Origin of the sequence: Sphingomonas sp. PvP056 (assembly GCF_040549155.1) — a bacterium.
GTDB lineage: Bacteria > Pseudomonadota > Alphaproteobacteria > Sphingomonadales > Sphingomonadaceae > Sphingomonas.
This window is the reverse complement of sequence record NZ_JBEPST010000003.1, coordinates 269,172-288,640: the sequence shown is the minus strand read 5'-3', so window position 1 is coordinate 288,640 and position 19,469 is coordinate 269,172. Positions and strand designations below refer to the sequence as shown.

The 19,469-nt window shown below is 63.9% G+C and carries 17 protein-coding genes; 10 read left to right on the top strand and 7 right to left on the bottom strand.

What is annotated here, in order from left to right; all coding sequences use genetic code 11:
* Positions 1-82: 82 nt before the first annotated feature.
* The 6 genes from edd to ABIC17_RS08890 form a co-directional block, all read right to left on the bottom strand.
* On the bottom strand, positions 83-1,900 hold the full coding sequence (gene edd, locus ABIC17_RS08915; RefSeq protein WP_354281068.1) for a phosphogluconate dehydratase: 1,818 nt from the start codon (positions 1,898-1,900) through the stop codon (positions 83-85).
* A 115-nt stretch (positions 1,901-2,015) separates the two neighbouring features.
* Positions 2,016-2,732, bottom strand: a complete 717-nt coding sequence (gene pgl, locus ABIC17_RS08910) for a 6-phosphogluconolactonase (RefSeq protein ID WP_502958435.1) — start codon at positions 2,730-2,732, stop codon at positions 2,016-2,018.
* A 96-nt stretch (positions 2,733-2,828) separates the two neighbouring features.
* On the bottom strand, positions 2,829-4,295 hold the full coding sequence (gene zwf / locus ABIC17_RS08905; RefSeq protein ID WP_354281065.1) for a glucose-6-phosphate dehydrogenase: 1,467 nt from the start codon (positions 4,293-4,295) through the stop codon (positions 2,829-2,831).
* Between the two features lie 95 nt (positions 4,296-4,390).
* Complete coding sequence (gene argC, locus ABIC17_RS08900; protein ID WP_354281063.1) at positions 4,391-5,320, bottom strand: N-acetyl-gamma-glutamyl-phosphate reductase; 930 nt, start codon at positions 5,318-5,320, stop codon at positions 4,391-4,393.
* Positions 5,317-5,697: an SH3 domain-containing protein gene (locus ABIC17_RS08895; RefSeq protein ID WP_354281061.1), complete on the bottom strand. Its 381-nt coding sequence runs from the start codon at positions 5,695-5,697 to the stop codon at positions 5,317-5,319. Before ABIC17_RS08895 ends, argC begins: the two co-directional genes overlap by 4 nt.
* Positions 5,630-5,953, bottom strand: coding sequence for a MarR family transcriptional regulator (locus ABIC17_RS08890; protein WP_354281059.1), 324 nt, complete (start codon positions 5,951-5,953; stop codon positions 5,630-5,632). Before ABIC17_RS08890 ends, ABIC17_RS08895 begins: the two co-directional genes overlap by 68 nt.
* A gap of 350 nt (positions 5,954-6,303) precedes the next feature.
* Here ABIC17_RS08890 and secG point away from each other — a divergent pair, with 350 nt between their 5' ends.
* The 3 genes from secG to ABIC17_RS08875 all read left to right on the top strand — a co-directional run bounded on the left by secG (position 6,304) and on the right by ABIC17_RS08875 (position 11,369).
* Positions 6,304-6,708 (top strand): preprotein translocase subunit SecG, encoded by a 405-nt coding sequence (gene secG, locus ABIC17_RS08885; RefSeq protein WP_354281057.1) that lies wholly within the window; start codon positions 6,304-6,306, stop codon positions 6,706-6,708.
* 109 nt (positions 6,709-6,817) lie between these two features.
* The gene (pyrG, locus tag ABIC17_RS08880; protein ID WP_354281056.1) at positions 6,818-8,452 is read left to right on the top strand and encodes a CTP synthase; all 1,635 of its coding nucleotides are present in this window, start codon (positions 6,818-6,820) and stop codon (positions 8,450-8,452) included.
* Between the two features lie 133 nt (positions 8,453-8,585).
* Entirely contained in the window at positions 8,586-11,369 is a 2,784-nt protein-coding gene (locus tag ABIC17_RS08875; protein WP_354281054.1) for a DUF3857 domain-containing protein, read from the top strand.
* A gap of 41 nt (positions 11,370-11,410) precedes the next feature.
* Here ABIC17_RS08875 and ABIC17_RS08870 read toward each other — a convergent pair whose 3' ends face one another.
* Positions 11,411-11,881 (bottom strand): Hsp20 family protein, encoded by a 471-nt coding sequence (locus ABIC17_RS08870; RefSeq protein WP_354281052.1) that lies wholly within the window; start codon positions 11,879-11,881, stop codon positions 11,411-11,413.
* A gap of 260 nt (positions 11,882-12,141) precedes the next feature.
* On the opposite strand from ABIC17_RS08870, the gene ABIC17_RS08865 reads away from it, so the two are divergent.
* The 7 genes from ABIC17_RS08865 (at position 12,142) to ABIC17_RS08835 (ending at position 19,410) form a co-directional block, all read left to right on the top strand.
* Complete coding sequence (locus tag ABIC17_RS08865) at positions 12,142-14,601, top strand: TonB-dependent receptor (RefSeq protein ID WP_354281050.1); 2,460 nt, start codon at positions 12,142-12,144, stop codon at positions 14,599-14,601.
* Positions 14,602-15,191: 590 nt separating this feature from the next.
* Positions 15,192-16,442 (top strand): lipoprotein-releasing ABC transporter permease subunit, encoded by a 1,251-nt coding sequence (locus ABIC17_RS08860; RefSeq protein ID WP_354281048.1) that lies wholly within the window; start codon positions 15,192-15,194, stop codon positions 16,440-16,442.
* On the top strand, positions 16,435-17,109 hold the full coding sequence (locus ABIC17_RS08855) for an ABC transporter ATP-binding protein (RefSeq protein ID WP_354281046.1): 675 nt from the start codon (positions 16,435-16,437) through the stop codon (positions 17,107-17,109). Before ABIC17_RS08860 ends, ABIC17_RS08855 begins: the two co-directional genes overlap by 8 nt.
* Positions 17,106-17,804 (top strand): GNAT family N-acetyltransferase, encoded by a 699-nt coding sequence (locus tag ABIC17_RS08850; protein WP_354281044.1) that lies wholly within the window; start codon positions 17,106-17,108, stop codon positions 17,802-17,804. Before ABIC17_RS08855 ends, ABIC17_RS08850 begins: the two co-directional genes overlap by 4 nt.
* Positions 17,801-18,280 (top strand): glutathione peroxidase, encoded by a 480-nt coding sequence (locus tag ABIC17_RS08845; protein ID WP_354281043.1) that lies wholly within the window; start codon positions 17,801-17,803, stop codon positions 18,278-18,280. Before ABIC17_RS08850 ends, ABIC17_RS08845 begins: the two co-directional genes overlap by 4 nt.
* 11 nt (positions 18,281-18,291) lie before the next feature.
* A complete protein-coding gene (locus ABIC17_RS08840; RefSeq protein ID WP_354281041.1) occupies positions 18,292-18,795 on the top strand; it encodes a hypothetical protein in 504 nt (167 codons plus the stop codon).
* Positions 18,796-18,810: 15 nt separating this feature from the next.
* On the top strand, positions 18,811-19,410 hold the full coding sequence (locus ABIC17_RS08835; protein WP_354281039.1) for an FRG domain-containing protein: 600 nt from the start codon (positions 18,811-18,813) through the stop codon (positions 19,408-19,410).
* The last annotated feature ends 59 nt before the right edge of the window (positions 19,411-19,469 follow it).

Genomic DNA, 19,469 nt, shown 5'->3' with positions numbered 1-19,469 from the left:
GCCGGGCTCCTCGACAGGAGCACGACGCCGCGAGTTCGCTTGAAAACCACGCCCGCGCAACGCGAGCGCACGGTTACACCTGCTACCAGCCCATCCCGGTCAACAAAGGCGACGCGCCACGTTCGGCTTCGTTGGCATTCGAGCGGAACAGGCCGAACAATTCGCGGCCCATGCCGTCGATTTCGTTGGGCATCGTAACGGGCGTGCGCGCCGCCCACTCTGCCGGCTCGACCCGTGCGAACAACTCACCCGTCTCAGCGTCCAGCCGGATCACGTCGCCGTCGCGGACTCGGGATAGCGGACCATCCCCCAGCGCCTCAGGCGAGCAATGGATCGCGCAGGGCACTTTGCCGCTTGCGCCCGACATGCGCCCGTCGGTGACGAGCGCGACGCGGAACCCGCGGTTCTGCAACACCCCGAGCGGCGGGGTCAGCTTGTGGAGTTCGGGCATGCCGTTGGCACGCGGCCCCTGGAACCGCACGACCACAACGACGTCGCGGTCGAGTTCGCCTGCCTGGAACGCAGCCTGAACCGAAGCCTGATCGTGGAACACGCGTGCAGGCGCCTCGATCGTCCAGCGATCGCGCTCGACCGCGGACACCTTGATGCAGGCACGACCGAGATTGCCGGTCAGGATGCGGAAACCGCCCTCGGGCGCGAACGGTGCGGCAGGCGTCCGCAGGATCGTTTCGTCACCGCTGGGACCTGGATCGACCCAACTCAGATGATCGGCCTCGATAACCGGTTTGCGGCCATAGGCTTCGAGACTGTCCCCCGCGACGGTCATCAGATCGCCGTGAAGCATCCCCGCGGCAATCAATTCGCGGATCACGAATGGCATCCCGCCCGCGGCCTCGAACCCGTTCACATCCGCCGAGCCGTTGGGATACACGCGCGTGATCAGCGGAACGGCCTTGGACAGCCGATCGAAATCCTCCCAGTCGAGCACGATGCCCGCGCACGCGGCGATCGCGGGAAGGTGGAGCAGATGGTTGGTCGACCCACCGGTCGCGAGCAGTCCGATCGCCGCGTTGACGATCGCCTTCTCGTCGACGCAAAGCCCGAGCGGACGGTAATTGTCGCCATGCCATCCGTTGGCGGCAAGCCGGTGAACGGCCCCACGCGTCAGTTCCTGGCGAAGCTTGGTGCCTGGATTAACGAAAGCCGCGCCGGGCATGTGGAGGCCCATCACCTCCATCATCATCTGGTTCGAATTGGCGGTGCCGTAGAAGGTGCAGGTGCCCTTCGAGTGATACGCGCCGATCTCCGCTTCCAGCAGCGCGTCGCGCCCGACCTTGCCCTCGGCAAAAGCCTCACGGACCGCGGCCTTCTCTTTGTTGGGAAGTCCCGACGGCATCGGCCCCGCCGGGATCAGCACCATCGGTAGATGCCCGAAGCGCAGCGCGCCCATCAGCAGACCCGGAACGATCTTGTCGCAAATGCCGAGCAGGGCGGCACCTTCGAACATGCCGTGGCTCAGCGCGATCGCCGTCGACAGCGCGATCGTGTCGCGGCTGAACAGCGACAGCTCCATGCCGGGATACCCCTGCGTGACGCCATCGCACATCGCGGGCACGCCGCCCGCGACCTGCGCGGTCGCACCCGCTTCGCGTGCCCAGACCTTCATCTGTTCCGGATAGCGATAGTAAGGCGCGTGCGCGGACAACATGTCGTTATACGAGGTGACGATCCCGATGTTCATCGCTTTCCCGCCGGTTAGTGCGGGACGATCCTCCTCGGTGCCGGCATAGGCGTGCGCCGCATTGGCGCAGCCCATTGCCGGCCGCTCGATATGCGTATCGCGCGCCCGACCGATCAACCCGAGATAGGCTTCTCGCGTTGCCTTGGACCGGCTGATGACGCGATCGGTGACCGCGGCGATTTCGGGATGCAATGTCATGCGATCATTCCTTCTTCCGTTCGAGCCGAGCCATTCCCAGCACCGTCTGCTTGGGAAGCGCGCTGCGTCCCTGGCAGAAACGTGTCGACCATCTCGGCGCGAACGGAGCGGCGCATCATGCAGTCGCCCAGTGAATGTCGACGGGAAGCTCGGCGTCCGCCAGCACGCGACCGATCGGATAGGCCGACGACGGCCCTTGCTTGATTGCCTGTTCGATCACCGTCTTCTTGGCGTCGCCCGTCACCGCGATGATCAGCGCGCGCGCCGAGACGATCGCAGCCCGGCTGAGTGTGACGCGCGCAACGGGGGCTTCCGAGGGCAATGGATCAGGCATCACGCCGACCGCGCGACGCTCGTTCGGGCCGGACAGCGCCTCGTCGAAATCGGGGCCGGGGAAGATCGAGGCGGTATGCCCGTCCGCGCCGACGCCGAGCAGGCACAGGTCGAGCGGCCAGTGCAGATCCTGCATCAGCGCATCGGCCGAGCGGCCCGCGGCCTTGTAATCGGCGGTTGCGTTGGGAACGATCGGCATGACCCGCGCACCCTTGGGCAGGAAGGTCTTGGCGATCATCGTCACGTTCGACAGCGCGTCGCCCAGTGGCACGATCCGCTCGTCGGTCGGCACGATCGTCACGCGCTTCCAGTCGATCTTGGCCTTGGCAAGCCGTTCGTAGATCGGGATCGGCGTCTTGCCGCCCGACAAAGCGATTACCGCCGCGCCGCGTGCATCGATTGCGGCATCGATGATGAAGCCGATGTCGCCCGCGACGGCATCCGCCATCTCGTCGGCATCTTCATAATCCCACCATTCGATTTCTTCGCTCATCATCATTCTCCGTTGGGTGCTCCTGCAGATCCAGGGCCCAAATTGCGGGGGCAGCGTTGGCGTGCCCCTGGATCCCCACGGTCGCGGGAATACGAATCTAGTTCAATCGTCCTGCCACGTCACGCCGCCGCGCTCGGTCAGCGCGACCGCGGCGCTCGGGCCCCAGCTACCCGAGGGGTAGCTCTTGGGCTTCATGTCGTTGGCGACCCAGCCCTCGCGGATCGCATCGATCCAGGTCCATTGGGCCTCTACCTCGTCGCGGCGAACGAACAACGTCTGGTCACCCTCGATCAGATCGAGCAGCAGGCGTTCGTAGGCGATGCGCCGACGCGACCCTGCAAACTCGGCATCGAGGCTGAGGTTCAGCGGAACCTCGCGCAGCCGGATACCGTCGCGGTCGAGGCCCGGTTCCTTCGCCATCACCAGCAGCTGGACATATTCCTCGGGCTGCAAGCGAATGATCAGGACGTTGGGCTGCAACAGACCGCCACGGTTCGAAAACATCGAGTGCGGAACCGGCTTGAACTGGATCGCGATCTCGCTGCGCCGGGTCGGCATCCGCTTGCCGGTGCGCAGGTAGAAGGGCACGCCCTGCCAGCGCCAATTGTCGACATGCGCCTTGATCGCGACATAGGTCTCGGTCGTGGACGGCTTTTCGAGCTCGTCGACATAGCCTTTGACGATCTCGCCGCCGCTTGCGCCTGCGGCATATTGGCCGGTGACCGTGTCCCGCGGCGCGTCTTCGGGCTTGATCGTGCGGAGCGACCGGAACACCTTCGCCTTTTCGTCACGGATGGCGTTGCCGTCGAAGCGGGCAGGGGGTTCCATCGCGACGAGCGCGAGCAGCTGCAGCATGTGGTTGGCGACCATGTCGCGCAAAGCCCCCGCGCCATCGTAATAGGCGGCACGCTCTTCGAGCCCGACCGTCTCGGAGATGGTGATCTGGACGTTGTCGATCCCGCGCGCATTCCACACCGGCTCGAAGAACGAATTGCCGAAACGCAGCGCCAGGATGTTCTGGACGGTTTCCTTGCCGAGATAATGGTCGATCCGGAACGTGCGTTCCTCGGAGAAAGCGGTCGCGACGGTGTCGTTGATCTCGCGGCTGGATGCCAGATCGTAGCCGAGCGGCTTTTCCAGCCCGATGCGGACGGTATCGCCCGCAAGACCAGCCGAATCGAGCCCGCGGATCACTGCCTCGAACAACGACGGCGCGGTCGACAGGAAGATTGCCAGGCCGCCCGACACGTCGCCGACCTTTTCGGCCAGCTGCTTGTAATGGTCGAGATCGGTCGCATCGAGCGACTGATAGCCAAGCCGTTCGAGAAAGCTCGATACTGCTTTCTCGTCGATCCGGTCCTTGGGGACGAACTTGTCCAGCGCGGCCTTGGTAAACGCGCGGTAGCTGTCGTCATCGTTGTCGGCGCGCGCCGTGCCGGTGATCGTCAGGCCGTCGGGCAACAGGCCATCGGCATGAAGGCCGTATAGCGACGGCAGCAGCATGCGTTGTGCAAGGTCGCCGGTGGCGCCGAACAAAAGGAGTTTACCGACGGGCTTGCGGGGTGCCATGCGACTTGAACCTCCTTGGGGGGAAGGGGGTCACCTAAGCCGCGAAGTCCGTCCCGCCAAGATGAAACCGGAAAACAATTCGGGTTCGGATCGTATCAGCGGATCAATCCGGCGAGCGGATCGAACCCGGCCATCACGTTCAGATTCTGCACCGCGGCACCCGCAGCACCCTTGCCGAGATTGTCGAGCGTCGCGATCAGCCGGACCTGCCCGGCCTCCGCATTGCCGCATACCCGAAGCGTCAGCCGATCGGTGCCGGCGTCATCCTCGATCTGCACGACCGACGCATCGCCGTCGGCGACCCGGATCAGGCTGTCGGTGCCATAGGCCTCGCGCAGCGCCGCCTCGCACGCCTGGAGCGACGGACGACGCTTGAACATGGCGAGCGGCAACGGGACTTCGACGATCATCCCGCGATAGGTATTCGCCACGGACGGCATGAAGATTGGCGGATGTTCGAGGCGCGCGTGCTTCTGCATCTCGGGCACATGCTTGTGCGCCAGCCCGAGGGCATAAGCGCGCGCCGCCGGGGGCGGGTTGGGCCCCTCATATTCGGCGATCATCGACTTGCCGCCGCCCGAATAGCCCGACACGGCATTGACCGAGATGGGCCAGTCGACCGGAACCAGTCCGGCGCGGACCAGCGGGCGGACCAGCGCGAGGAAGCCGGTCGGATAGCATCCGGGATTGGTAACGCGCTTCGATTCGGCGATCAGCGCGGTCTGGCTGCGTTCGAGTTCGGGAAAGCCGTAACTCCAGCCGTCCGCGGTACGATGCGCTGTCGACGCATCGATCACGCGCGTCCGGTCGTTGGCGATCAACGCGACGGCTTCGCGCGCCGCGTCGTCCGGTAAACACAGAATGACGAAATCGCTGTCGTTGAGTGCTGCGCGTCGTGCTTCAGGGTCCTTGCGAACCGCTGCATCCAGCGTCACCAGGACAACATCGTCCCGTCCGGCGAGGCGCTCGCGGATTTCAAGGCCCGTCGTTCCCGCGGCCCCATCGATGAAAACGCTCACGCTCATGTCGTCGGCCACGATAGCGCGCGTGTGTCGAGATAGCCAACGCGATCGAGCGCAGGGGCACGGCCCCACGCCCGACCGGCGACGAACTCGAAAACTTCGAAGACCGTGCCGCGTGGCAGTTCCGCCACGACGGCCGAATCGGCTTCAGGCGCCTGTCGCAAGTCCGTCTGCGTGATCAGTACGCGGGAGACGGCCGCGGCATAATGCGGCGCGAACACACGGTCGGCCAGACGGATGTCGGCAAGATCGCACCGCACCGCAAAGCGCAGCGGATCCAGCGCAACCGACTGGCCAAGCAGGGCAAAACTCTTACGCGGTAGCGCGGCGGGCGACGGGTTGCGGTGTGCCGCCGCCGATGAACTGGCCGAAATCTTCAAGAAACCCTGCCCCTTCGGAGGTACGTGCGACGAAGATATTACGCTTGTCGTTATCGTCGCGTTGACGGCGCAGATAGCCCAGGGTGCCAAGTCTGTTCAAGGCGCGTGTCACCACGGGCTTGGAGACATTGAGCATCCCGGCCAAACCACGGACCGTATGCGGTCCCGGTTTCAGGTAAACCACGAGCAACAGGGCCATTTGCCGATTGGTCAGGTCGGGTTCGCCCGACCGCACATAATCGACGAGCGCCTGCATCCACTCACCAAGAGAGTTATCGCTTTGAACTGCCACGGCCAAACACCCGCAAATTACTCGGCAACCCCCGCCAATCGGGGACATTCCAGATCATCCAAACGCCTTGCCAAGCGCTAGGTTTCAGTTCGATGGCGAAATGTCGCCGATCTGACGCCGACGGGATCACGGTTAACGGGCGCAGCCTTATGGCGATCGGCGTGCGGCGCTTTCGCCAGAATGCGGGTGTCACCGGCATCCCGTCCGCCGTGGTTGATCGGATCGGCGTCCTCGCCTATGTGCCCCCCAACGCAGTCGTCCAACACACTCGCCCAATACACCCGCCACCTGGTGGTCAAGGATCAGCCCGCAACATGTTTCTGTTCCAGTTTCTCCTCGTCGTCCATTTCTGCGTCGCTGCGGCGCTGGTGTCGGTCATTCTGGTGCAGAAGTCCGAAGGTGGCGGTCTGGGCATGGGCGGATCGCCGTCGGGGCTGATGTCGGCACGCGGTGCTGCGGACTTTCTGACGCGCGCGACGTCGACGCTGGGGGCGGTGTTCATCGCGCTCAGCATTCTGCTCGCGGTGCTGGCAGCGCAAAACCGCGTCGCCAAGGTCGATCCGACGCTCGCAACCGGCGCAGCAACGGCCCCGGCACCGATCGCGCCGCCGGTTCAGACCGACCCTAACAATCCGTTCGCAAGCGGCGCGCGCAGCGCGATCGAGCCGACCGGTAACACGGCGGTTCCCGCCAATGGTGCGGCACCGACCGCACCATAAGCCGCAAGCCGGCCCGACGTTTATACGGGCCGACTTCGCATCTCCTTTCAACTTTCCCGGAGTCGCGCGCTTGTCGCGCCACCCTGGATGACGCTAGGCCTTTGCTCCCATGGCGCGGTTCATTTTCATCACCGGCGGCGTGGTCTCCTCGCTCGGCAAGGGTCTTATGGCAGCGAGCCTCGCGGCATTGCTCCAGGCCCGTGGCTATCGCGTGCGGATCCGCAAGTTTGATCCTTATCTCAACGTCGATCCGGGCACGATGTCGCCGTATCAGCACGGCGAAGTCTATGTGACCGATGATGGCGCGGAGACCGATCTCGATCTCGGCCATTACGAGCGCTTTACCGGCGTACCCTCGCGGCAGAGCGACAACATCACGTCGGGCCGGATCTATCAGCAGATCATCGCCCGCGAACGCCGTGGGGATTATCTCGGCGCGACGGTGCAGGTCATTCCGCACGTCACCGACGCGATCAAGGAGTTCGCGCAGGCCGAGACGGACGATCTCGATTTCGTGCTGTGCGAGATTGGCGGGACGGTGGGGGACATCGAGTCGCTGCCGTTCATCGAGGCGATCCGACAGCTGCGCAACGATCTCGGTCGCGGCAACTCGGTCAGCATCCACGTGACGCTCGTACCCTATATCGCCGCTGCGGGTGAGTTGAAGACCAAGCCGACCCAGCATTCGGTCCGCGAGCTTGCCGCCCTTGGTGTGCAGCCCGACGTGCTGGTGTGTCGCTGCGAGCAACCGCTCCCCGAGAGCGACCGCGCCAAGATCGCCTTGTTCTGCAACGTTCCCAAGTCCGCGGTCATCCCCGCGCTCGATGCGAAGAGCATCTACGCGGTCCCGGTCCAGTATCACAACGAGGGGCTCGACGACGCGGTCCTGAACGCGTTCGGCATCATGCCCGGTAGCGCGCCCGACCTGTCGCGCTGGACCAATATCATGGACCGGCTGACCAACCCTGAGGGCGAAGTCACGATCGGCGTGGTCGGCAAATACGTCGGCCTACAGGATGCGTACAAGTCGCTCAACGAAGCGCTCGTCCACGGCGGCATCGCGAACAAGGTCAAGGTCAACGTCGAGTGGATCGACGCCGAATTGTTCGAGGCGAATGACGCCGACATTGCTGCACGGCTCGAGCCAATGCACGCGATCCTAGTTCCCGGTGCATTCGGCGAGCGTGGCGCGGAGGGCAAGATCGCCAGCGTCCGCTTCGCGCGGGAACGCGATATCCCCTATTTCGGCATTTGCTTCGGCATGCAGATGGCCTGCGTCGAAGGCGCGCGCGATCTCGCAGGGATCGCTGACGCCAGTTCGACCGAATTCGGCCCGACCGACGAACCCGTCGTCGGCATGATCACCGAATGGATGAACGCAGGCGGTCTCGAGAAGCGCGAAGCTGGCGGTGATCTCGGTGGGACGATGCGGCTCGGGGCCTATCCCGCGAAGCTCGACGGCAATTCCGTCGTATCGACGATCTATGGCGGCAGCGATATCTCGGAACGCCATCGCCATCGCTACGAGGTCAATACCGCGTATCGCGAGCGGCTCGAGCAGGGCGGGCTGGTGTTCAGCGGCATGTCGCCCGACGGAATGCTTCCGGAAATCGTCGAGCGGCCGGATCATCCGTGGTTCGTCGGCGTGCAGTTCCACCCCGAGCTCAAGAGCAAGCCGTTCGATCCGCACCCGCTGTTCGCGAGCTTCATTGCAGCGGCGGTACGTCAGTCGCGTTTGGTTTGATCCGCCCGCTGTCGGGCACCAATATGAAATAAAAGGTGGCGGACCCTCTGGCGTCTTCGGCCGAGCCCCAATAGGTCTCGGGCGGGGACTATAAAAGGGGGGGCGTTTGCGTTCAGTACTTTGGGCCAGTGGTGTGGCCGTAGCTTTGGCGTCGCCGGCGCTTGTCCAAGCGAACGACGTGCCGCTGTATCAGCCGTCGCCCGCCTGGGTGGCCGTGGCGCCGCTGCCCGATCCCGGCAAGCTTGGCCCAGACACGCCGCCGACGCTCATTCTCGACCTGCAGCAGCGGGCCGAGAACGGACGGTTGTGGGCTTATTTCGACAGTGCGACCCGGATCACGACACCCGAGATGCTCGCGCAGGCGACGTCGATCACCTTGCCGTGGATGCCCGACAAGGGGGATCTCATCGTCCACGAACTCTCGATCCAGCGGGATGGCGCGCGGATCGATCTCCTCGCCAAGGGGCAGAAGTTCACGGTGTTGCGCCGCGAGCAGGGGCTCGAACAGCGCGAACTGACCGGCATTCTCAGTGCGACGATCGCGGTCGAGGGGCTGCAGGTCGGCGATGTGCTGCGGCTGCGCGGATCCACGACCGCGACAGATGCGGCGCTCGGCGGACGCGTCCAGACGTTGATGCCGGTCCTGGCTGCGCCGATGCGGCTTGCATTCGGGCAGGTACGGTTTTCGTGGCCAACGGCAACGCCGCCGAAGTGGAAGCTGCTCGCCACCGGGACCGTACCGGCACCGGTCCGAAACGGAGCCTATAGCGAAGTGACGCTCCCGCTGCCGTTGCCGAAACAGCCCGACATGCCCGGTGATTCGCCGGTCCGCTACCGCCATCCGCCGCTGTTCGAACTCGCCACGTTCAAGGACTGGGCGGACGTCTCGCAGGTCATGGCCCCGTTATACGCAACGACTGCCCTTGGTGATCCGACCGATCCGATTGCGGTCGAGGTCGCGCGGATCATGCGGGCGGATCAGACCAGTATCGGCCGCGCTGCGCTCGCGCTCGAGCTGGTCCAGCAGAAGATCCGATATCTGGCGGTCGGGATGGACGGCGGCAATTACGTGCCGCAGGCGGCAGCACGGACCTGGACTGTCCGCTACGGTGATTGCAAGGCGAAGACCTTGCTGCTTCTCACCTTGTTGCACGCCATGAAGATCGAGGCGGAACCGGTCCTCGCCAACGTCGGCCTGGGCGACCTGTTGCCGGAACGGTTGCCCAGCGCGATCGCGTTCAACCACGTCCTGGTTCGCGCGACCATCGACGGGCAGGCGCTGTGGCTGGACGGCACCGGCAGTGGGGCGCGACTTGCCGACATCCACGACACGCCGGCGCTTCGCTACGTCTTGCCGGTGCGGGCGGCGGGCGCGGCACTGATGCCGATCGAGACCCACGCCAACGCCCGGCCCGTTACCGATCTCAGCATCGACGTCGATGAATCCGCGAGCGTCGATCTCCCCAGCGTCGTCACGGTCGTGGCGGTAGTGCACGGTCCGGCGGCCACGGCCATGACGCTGGCGAAAAGCCAGTTGGACGCAAAACAGCAACGCGAAGCGGTTGCGCAGTATTTCAACGGGTTTCTCGGCGAGGGGCAGTTCGTCGACACGTCGATCACGCCGGATCCGGTGTTCGGCGACGTCACGCTCCGTGCGCGGGGCGTCGTCACGACGCCGTGGACCACCGAGGACCGACGGCTCAAGCGCAGTCTGGCACGCGCGCTCGACAGCATCAGTTTCGATCCAGATCGCAGCAAGGTGAGCTGGGGGACGATCCCGGTGATGACCCCCGATCCGTACGGCATGCGGTTCCGGTTGCGCCTGCATCTGCCCGACCAGGGACGCGGCTTCACGCTGGAGGGCGACCCCGAGATGAAGGGGGAAGTCGGCGGCTATGGCGTGACGCGCACGATGAAGCTGGACGGTGCCGTCCTGACGATGGACGAGCGGATCGACAGCACGGGGGCCGAGATCCCCGTTCCCCGCCTTCCGCAAGAACGCGACGCCGTGACGACCGCCAAATCCCGCGCGCCGCGGCTCGTCGCGCCTGCGGCGACCGCACGACGGTGGGACCTCGACGGCAAGGATCCTGCGGGATCGTCGCAGATCGCGGCGATCGACACGATCTTCGCCAAGGCGATCGCGGATGATCCGGAGGAGGTTGCCGGCTACACCAGTCGCGCCTCGTTCCGTGCCGGTGTCGCCAATCGCACGGGGGCGGTAGCCGACCTGACGAAAGCGATCGCGATCGCGCCCTCGGTCGATCTGTATCTCAAACGCTCCGCCATCCGGTACGGGATCGGCGACATCCCCGCCGCGCTGAGTGATGCCGAAGCCGCGCGTGCGCTCGACCCGTCGTCCGAACAGGCGATTTCGGCGATTGCTTCGTACAAGGCGGAGCAGGGCGATCTGGCGAGCGGGATCGCGCTGATGGATCAGCGCATCGCGCTGGGGGGCAATTTGCGGTCGACATTCCGGACCGCAAAGGCGGGTTTGGTCGGCGAATATGGCGACCCCGCCGAAGCGATCAAACAATTCGACGCGCTGATCACGGAGAAGCCCGGCTCCCCCGATCTGATGAACGCCCGATGCTGGACCAAGGGCACGCGGAACGTCATGATCGGCACTGCGCTCAAGGACTGCACGGCGTCGATCGAACTCAGCACGGACACGACTGCGGCGCTGGACAGTCGGGCGATGGTCTGGTTCAGGCTCGGGCGGTATGACGAGGCGCTGGCGGACCTTGATGCCGTTCTGGCCGCGGCACCCAACCAGTCCGCGAGCCGCTTCATGCGCGGGATCGTGCTGCAACGGCTCGACCGAACGGCGGAAGCGGCAACGGAACTCAGGACCGCCCGGAAGACCGAGCCCGGGATTGACCGTCACTATGCGCGCTACGGCATCGTAGCGAAGTGATCGCAACGGCACCCGGGCGGTCGCCCGGGTGCCGACACGGATTAGGCCGCCTGGGCGTCATCCGTTTGCTCGACCGCAACCAGCGGCGCGCCGGTCTTGATCGCGATCGTCTTGGGCTTCATCGCCTCGGGGACTTCGCGGACCAGGTCGATCACGAGCAGGCCGTCATTCAGCCGCGCGTCCTCGACCCGCACGAAATCGGCGAGTTCGAAGCGACGCTCGAAGCTGCGGTTGGCGATGCCAAGATGGAGGAACGACGCGGATGCACTGTCCTTGTCGTCCTTGCGTCCGCGAACTTGCAACAGGTTCTGCTGCGCGGTGATCTCGATGTCATCGCGCCCGAAGCCGGCGACGGCGATCGTGATGCGGTACCGGTCGGTATCGAGCCGCTCAAGGTTGAACGGCGGATAATTATCCGCGCTCGATTGCCGCGAGTTGGCCTCGAGCATGTCGAACAGACGGTCGAAGCCGACGGTCGAGCGGCGGTATGGGGTTAGATCGAACTGACGCATGATGGTCTCCTTCAAAAGCGAGGTACATCGTTGGTATGCAAGCCCGGTCCACTGCTGTGCGACCTGGCCCGGTGCGGCCCATTACGGCACCGCACGCCGTAGATTTGGGTTTGCGCAAAACCGGTTCAAGAGGGGCGTCGAGCGATTTTCAAACCGGCTAAAGCCAGCCTTTCGCCGTCCAAAGAACAATACGGCGTGAAAGTCCCCTCGAATGATAGGCATTATGCCCCGTCTCGGGAAAACCCGAAAAGGGGATCATTATGTTTGCGCACCTTCCGCTCGTCCTGCTCGTGCAAGCCGCGACTGCCGCCCAGCTTCCCCCGAGCGAACCGGTCGCACCCGCGGCGACGGACCAGTCCGAAGGGCGTCTCGGCACGGCACAGCAAGGCGGCGGGGATATCGTCGTGACCGCGCGGCGGCGGTCCGAGACGATCCAATCGGTTCCGATCGCCATGTCGGTCATTGGTGGCACCGCGCTGGCTGAAACGGGCACGTACAACGTCAATCGACTGACGCAGCTACAGCCCAGCTTGCAATTCTATTCGACCAACCCGCGCAATTCGGCGGCGAACATCCGCGGGCTCGGCGCACCGTTTGGGCTGACCAACGACGGGATCGAACAGGGCGTCGGCATCTACGTCGATCAAGTCTATTACAGCCGGATCGCCTCGGCGACGTTCGACTTCACCGACACCGAGCGGATCGAGGTGCTGCGCGGGCCGCAGGGGACGCTGTACGGCAAGAACACGACCGCCGGCGCGATCAACATCACGACGCGCAAGCCGAGTTTCTCGCCCGAAGCGCGCGTTGAGGTGTCGGGGGGCAATTACGACTTCTTTCAGGGCAAGGCGTCGGTGTCCGGTCCGCTGATCGATGACAAGCTTGCGATCCGGCTGTCGACCTCGATCACGTCGCGGCGGGGTACGATCTACAATGTGCGCAACGATAAATATCTGAACAGCCAGGACAACACCGGCTTCCGTGGCCAATTGCTGTGGAAGCCGACCGATACGCTCGATCTGACGCTGTACGGCGATTACGCACGCCAGAACCCGCAGTGCTGCGTCCAATATTATGTCCGCACCGGCGCGACCCAGCGGCCGCTCAACCGGCAATATGCGGCGCTGGCGGCAGCGCAGGGCTATGCGGTGCCATCGACCAATGCGTTCGATCGCGTGACCGACGTGGATACACCGCTCCGTGCCAAACAGTCGCTTGGCGGGGCATCGCTGGTTGCCAACCTGGATCTTGGCGCGGCGACGCTGACCTCGGTCTCGGCCTGGCGGTTCTGGGACTGGGATCCGTCGAACGATCGCGACTTCATCGGTCTGCCCGTCACCAGTGCGTCGAACAATCCGTCGCAACAGGAACAATATAGCCAGGAACTGCGGATTGCCTCGAACGGCAATCGCAAGATCGACTATGTGCTCGGGGCATTCTACTTCTACCAGACGATTGATACCCAAGGGCTTCAGATCCAGGGGTCGGCCGCGAGCCGGTTCCTGCTCAATCCCGGTGCCAGTGTGCGACCCGGGGCCAGCGGGTGCGCGACGCCGACGACGAACGCGTGCAACCCTGCGATCCTGAACGGTCTGACCGCGCGCAACACGATCGGCTTCACCAACACCAGCGTCGCGGCGTTCGGCAAGGCGACATGGCACGTGAGCGATGCCTTTTCGATCGCGCCGGGGCTGCGGGTGAATTACGACAAGAAGAACGGGTCGTATGTCTCTGTCGTCACGACGGGAACGGGCAGCACGACGCTCAACGCCGACCAGCGCGGCGTGCTGGCACCACAGACCTATACGCCGCGGTTCGACAAGTGGAACGTGTCGGGGGACATCACCGCCGCTTATACGGTGACCCGCGACATCCACGCCTATGCGACATATGCGCGCAGCTATAAATCGGGCGGGATCAATCTGTCGGGCCTGCCGCTCGATGGTGCGAACAATCCGATCCTGTCGGCGGCGACGGTCAAGCCCGAGAAGGTCAATCACTTCGAACTGGGGCTGAAGACGCAGTTCCTCGATCGTCGCGCGACCGTCAACATCGCGGGCTTCTGGACCGAGATCGAGGATTACCAGGCGACCGTCACCAATGGTCAGCTCGGCGTGCTGCGTGGGTATCTGGCGAATGCGGGCAAGGTGCGGACGCGCGGGATCGAGGTGGACTCGGCGTTCCGCCCGACGTCGCGGCTCAACGTCTATGCCAATGGCGCGTTCACCGATGCGCGCTACGTCCGGTTCGTCGATGCGCCGTGCCCGCCCGAGCTGTCGGGCGGGACGACCGTGGCGGCGGGGCAGACCCCGGCTGCCCCCGGCGTATCCGGTCTGAGCCCGGCGAGCTGCAACGTCTCGGGGCAATGGCTTCCGGGCGTGTCGAAATGGGCTTTCTCGTACGGCGCGGAATATGACGTTCCGGTGCAGATCGGCCGCGTCGCGGGGCAGGTCTATGTCGGTTATGACGGCAGCTATCGCTCGAAATTCTCGTCCAACCCGTCGCGCTCGGCGTACACCGACATCAACGGCTATGCGCTGAGCAACTTCCGTCTGGGGTTCAAGGCGCGCGACGATTTCAACCTGTTCGGCTGGGTCCGCAACGCGTTCGACCAGAACTATTACGAAGTGCTGGCGACGCAATCGGGGAGCACCGGACTGGTCGTCGGGCAACCGGGCGACCCGCGGACTTATGGGGTGACGCTCAGCAAGTCGTTCTGAAGTTCGGGGGCGGGGGTCTCTGCGAGGCTCAGCCCACCCCAACCCCTCCCCTGAAGGGGAGGGGCTTTCTAGGGGAACGCTCTTCTCTAGCCCCTCCCCTTCAGGGGAGGGGTTGGGGTGGGGAAGTACAGCAGAGACACCCCCCGCGAGAGCGCGAACCCGAAGAAGCAGGAAGAAACGCCGGTCGGCAAAGCCGCCGTCGGACGGGTCGCTGTGCGCCCGCCGTCCGGTCCGGGCGATCCACTGCGTGGACCGGCGCGCGGGCGCGCTTTCGCCCGGACATGCAAACGCCCGGGCCGTTGCCGACCCGGGCGCCTGCGTGACGATCGCTCGTCAGCCCCCAATTCGCCTTCGCAGCCAGCCCTTTGAGGCGGCGCTGAAAGCATCCCCGAACCACGGCCGTTGCCTGTGTGTCAGTGACAAAAGCGTTAGGTTTGTTACGGGGGCTTGTCACCGGGAATGTGGCCGCGGCGAACCGATTGCGGCTACGCTGTGGCGATTGCGCAACACGTAGCAACAGTTGCCAGCCCCGCACGTGCCGCCTAGAGCAAGCCACTTCAGCACCCCCGGGGGCGGGCAGACCGAACACTATGATCCTTTCCCGATACGAACGCATGATCGCCCGGCGCTATTTGCTCCCGGGCAAGGGCGAGGCGTTCATCTTCCTCGTTGCGGGCATCAGCCTGGTCGCGGTGATGCTCGGCGTCGCCGCGCTGGTGATCGTGATGAGCGTGATGAACGGCTTCCGCGCCGAGTTGTTCGACAAGATCGTCGGATTGAACGGCCATGCGGTCGTGCAGGGCTATGGCGGCCAGATGCCCGACTGGCGCCGCGTCGTCGGGCTCGCCGAGACGACCCCGGGCGTCACCAGCGCGACCCCGCTGATCGAGCAGCCGTTGATGACCACCTATAACGGCCGGGTCGAAGGCATATTGCTCCGCGGCATGCGCGGGGCGGACATTCGCACGAACAAGACGATCGGCAGCAAGGTCGTGATGGGGTCGCTCAACAGTCTGAAGCCCGGGAGCGGCACGATCGCGATCGGGTCGGGGCTCGCGGACTCGCTCGGCGCGGTGGTCGGCAGCCAGATTTCGCTGATCAGCCCGCAAGGCCAGTCGACCCCGTTCGGCACCGTCCCCCGGATCGTCAACTACACCGTCGGCGCGGTGTTCACGATCGGCGTGTACGACTTCGACAAGGCCTATGTCATCATGCCGCTCGAGGACGCACAGACGCTCTTGATGTTCGGGGACTCGGTCAACATCGTCGAGCTCCAGACCAACAACCCCGACAACATCGGCCCGATCCTCGCGCCCCTGGTCGACAAGATCGGGCGCAGCGGCGTCGTGCAGGACTGGCGTCAGATGAACGCGCAGCTGTTCGAGGCATTGGGCGTCGAGCGGGTCGCGATGTTCACGGTGCTGTCGATCATCATCCTCGTCGCCGTCTTCAACATCCTGTCCTCGCTGATCATGCTGGTCCGCGCCAAGACGCGCGACATCGCGATCCTGCGGACGATGGGGGCGAGCAGGGGGGCGATGATCCGCATCTTCATGGTCGTCGGCACGACGATCGGCGGATTGGGCGTCATCGCGGGGCTGATCCTCGGCTTCATCTTCCTGTGGTTCCGTCAGGATGTCGTCAACGCGGTGCAATGGGCGACCGGGCAGAATCTGTGGGACCCCTCAGTCCGCTTCCTGAGCGAACTTCCGTCCAAGACCGATCCGGTCGAGGTCACCGCCATCGCGCTCATGGCGCTCGTGTTCAGCTTCCTCGCAACGCTCTACCCCGCGCTCAAGGCGGCGAGCACCGATCCAGTCCAGGTCCTGCGCTATGAATGAACCGGTATTGGTCGTCACCGGCCTGTCGCGCAGCTTCGCGCAAGGCGGCGAGACGATCGAAGTGCTCCGCAGCGTCGACCTCACCGTCGGCGCGGGCGAGATCGTCGCGCTGCTCGGCCCCTCGGGGTCGGGCAAGTCGACGATGCTCCAGGCGGTCGGGCTGCTCGAGGGCGGGTTCGGCGGGTCGATCCGGATCGCGGGCGAGGAAGCCGCGCGGCTCAACGCCGACGGGCGGACTCGGGTGCGGCGCGACCAATTGGGCTTCGTCTATCAGTTCCACCATCTCCTCCCCGATTTCAACGCGACCGAGAATGTCGTCCTCCCCCAGATGATCCAGGACCGCCCGCGCGCCGAGGCGGACGCGCGCGCCGCGGCGCTGCTCACCGCGCTCGGGCTCGGGCATCGCCTGACGCACCGCCCCAACCAGCTTTCGGGCGGCGAGCAGCAGCGCGTCGCGGTCGCGCGCGCACTCGCCAACCGGCCCGCCTTGGTGCTCGCGGACGAACCGACCGGCAACCTCGACGAGGGCACCGCCGACATCGTGCTGGCGGAGTTCCTGCGGCTGGTGCGCGGCGAAGGCTCGGCGGCGCTGGTCGCCACCCACAACGAACGGATCGCGGCCAAGATGGACCGCATCGTCCGGCTCCACGAAGGACGGCTTGCATGACAGCCTGGACCGACCCGCCGACGCTGGTCGGCCAGCATGTCATCCTCCGCCCGACGGTCCTCGAGGACCGCGACGGCATCGTCGCGGCGGCGGCGGACGGGAAGATCAGCGAGCTGTTCTTCACCAACGTCTCGACGCTGACCGACCCGGACGCGTTCATGGCGGCGCTGTTCAGGGAACGCGACTATGGTCGTGCGATGCCGTTCACGGTGTGCGTGCCCGAGCCCACACCCCCGCCGTTCGCCCTGAGCGAAGTCGAAGGGCCAGGCACAGCGCAGGGACTTCGACTCCCGTCAGCCCGAACGGAGGGTGGGCAAGCCCCCCGCATCGTCGGCCTCACCCGCTACATGCGGATGAACGCCGCGCACCGTCGGCTCGAGATCGGCGGCACCTTCTACGCAAAGTCGGTCCAGCGCAGCGGGGTCAATACCGAGGCGAAGCTGCTCCTGCTCAAACACGCGTTCGAGGTGATGGACTGCAACGCGGTCCAGATCCGCACCGACTGGTTCAACAAGGCCTCGCAAAAGGCGATCGAGCGGCTCGGCGCGAAGCGCGACGGGGTGTTGCGCAATCATCAACTGATGGATGGCCGGATCCGCGATCTCGTGGTCTATTCGATCATCGCGAGCGAATGGGCGGGGGTCGAGCGCAACCTGCGCTTCCTGCTCGCGCGCAACGAAGGGAAGACGGCATGAACGCGATCACCGACCACATCGTGACGGGCGCGGACGGCCAGCCGGTCGATTTGTCGGCCTATGCCGGCAAGGTGCTGCTGATCGTCAACACCGCGTCCAAATGCGGCTTCACCCCGCAATATGCCGGGCTGGAGGCGCTCCAGCGCCGCTTCGCCGACAAGGGCTTCGCGGTGCTCGGCTTCCCGTGCAACCAGTTCGGCGCACAGGAACCCGGCGACGCCGAGGAGATCCGCAATTTCTGCTCGCTGACCTACGACGTCACCTTCCCGATGTTCGCCAAGGTCGACGTCAACGGCGCGAATGCCGACCCGCTGTTCACCGCGCTCAAGAAACAGGCGCCGGGGTTCCTCGGCACCGGGGGGATCAAGTGGAACTTCACCAAGTTCCTGGTGGATCGGGGCGGGCAGGTGGTGGAGCGCTATGCGCCGACGACCAAGCCTGAGGCGATTGAGGCGGATATTGCTCGGTTACTATAAGGGGCGCTTCCATGGTCAATGATTTGGCTGGTCAATGGAGCTTCAGAAGTTCCGAAGACCTCGCATTTACCGTTAGAGTTGATCTAGAAGATCGCGAGCAAGGCTGCACGGGTCGTGCCTACGTCTTTTATCCGGGATCGGATCTTCCAGGCTTACAGTTTAATTTGCAATTGCCCAAAGAGGCTCCCTTCAGGGCCGAGTTAACAACGATATATCTATACCCCAGCGGCGGGGCCATGACCTATTCAGAGCGTTTGGAGACCGACAAATCTGTTGTCGAAAGATACGGACAATCTCTACCTGAGCAAATTAATGCAAAGTTCTCCGTCGTGAACGATGAACTAGAAATTGTTTGGTCATCTCAGGATGGACGTGGCGGGTCGATTACGCTGAAGAAGTCCGATACCAAGTCTAGTTCCATTCTAGTTCCGCGGGTAGATATAAGATCGTGGGAACAATTCCGACAATGGTCAGTAAACCAAAAGCCTCGTAATTATATATTCCGCGGACAATGAAAACCAAGTAAGCTAGTGACGTCTTTTCACCGGAGTTGGAGAAGCGATATAGGTTTATGGATATCGGACGATGTATCTCGACTTTTTGGTGCTGTTGCTGAGCGACTAACATACCCACTCCAGATCGGGAACATGCATCATAATTCTGCGATATGGAGTATAATGCAGCATCACGGCTATCCTACACCTCTGTTGGATTGGTCGATGTCTCCATTTGTTGCAGCTTACTTTGCCTTCAAAGACGCGGATAACGATGGCAGTGCACCACGTATTTTTATCTTCGATCAAATGGCATGGAATAAGCGCTACGGACGAGATAACTTGATTGTCGATTGTGCACCGGACCAGCTCGTTGTGATAGAAAGTATGGGTGCCTCAAATCCACGTCATACTCCACAACAGGCGATTTCCACGGTGACCAATGTTGCTGACGTGGAGGAGTTAATTCGACGGCGAGAGAAGGATGATAATGATCAGTATTTGACAGTATGCGATTTACCCGCCGACAGCAGGCCGCAAATAATGCGGGAGCTAGAACTAATGGGTATTACATACGGCTCGTTATTTCCCGGGCTAGATGGAATATGCCGAGACATGCGCGATAGGTTGTTTTAATAAAAGTTCAGTTATGTCTATATTTGAATAAGTTTCCACGGTTCTTATTTTAACAGAAT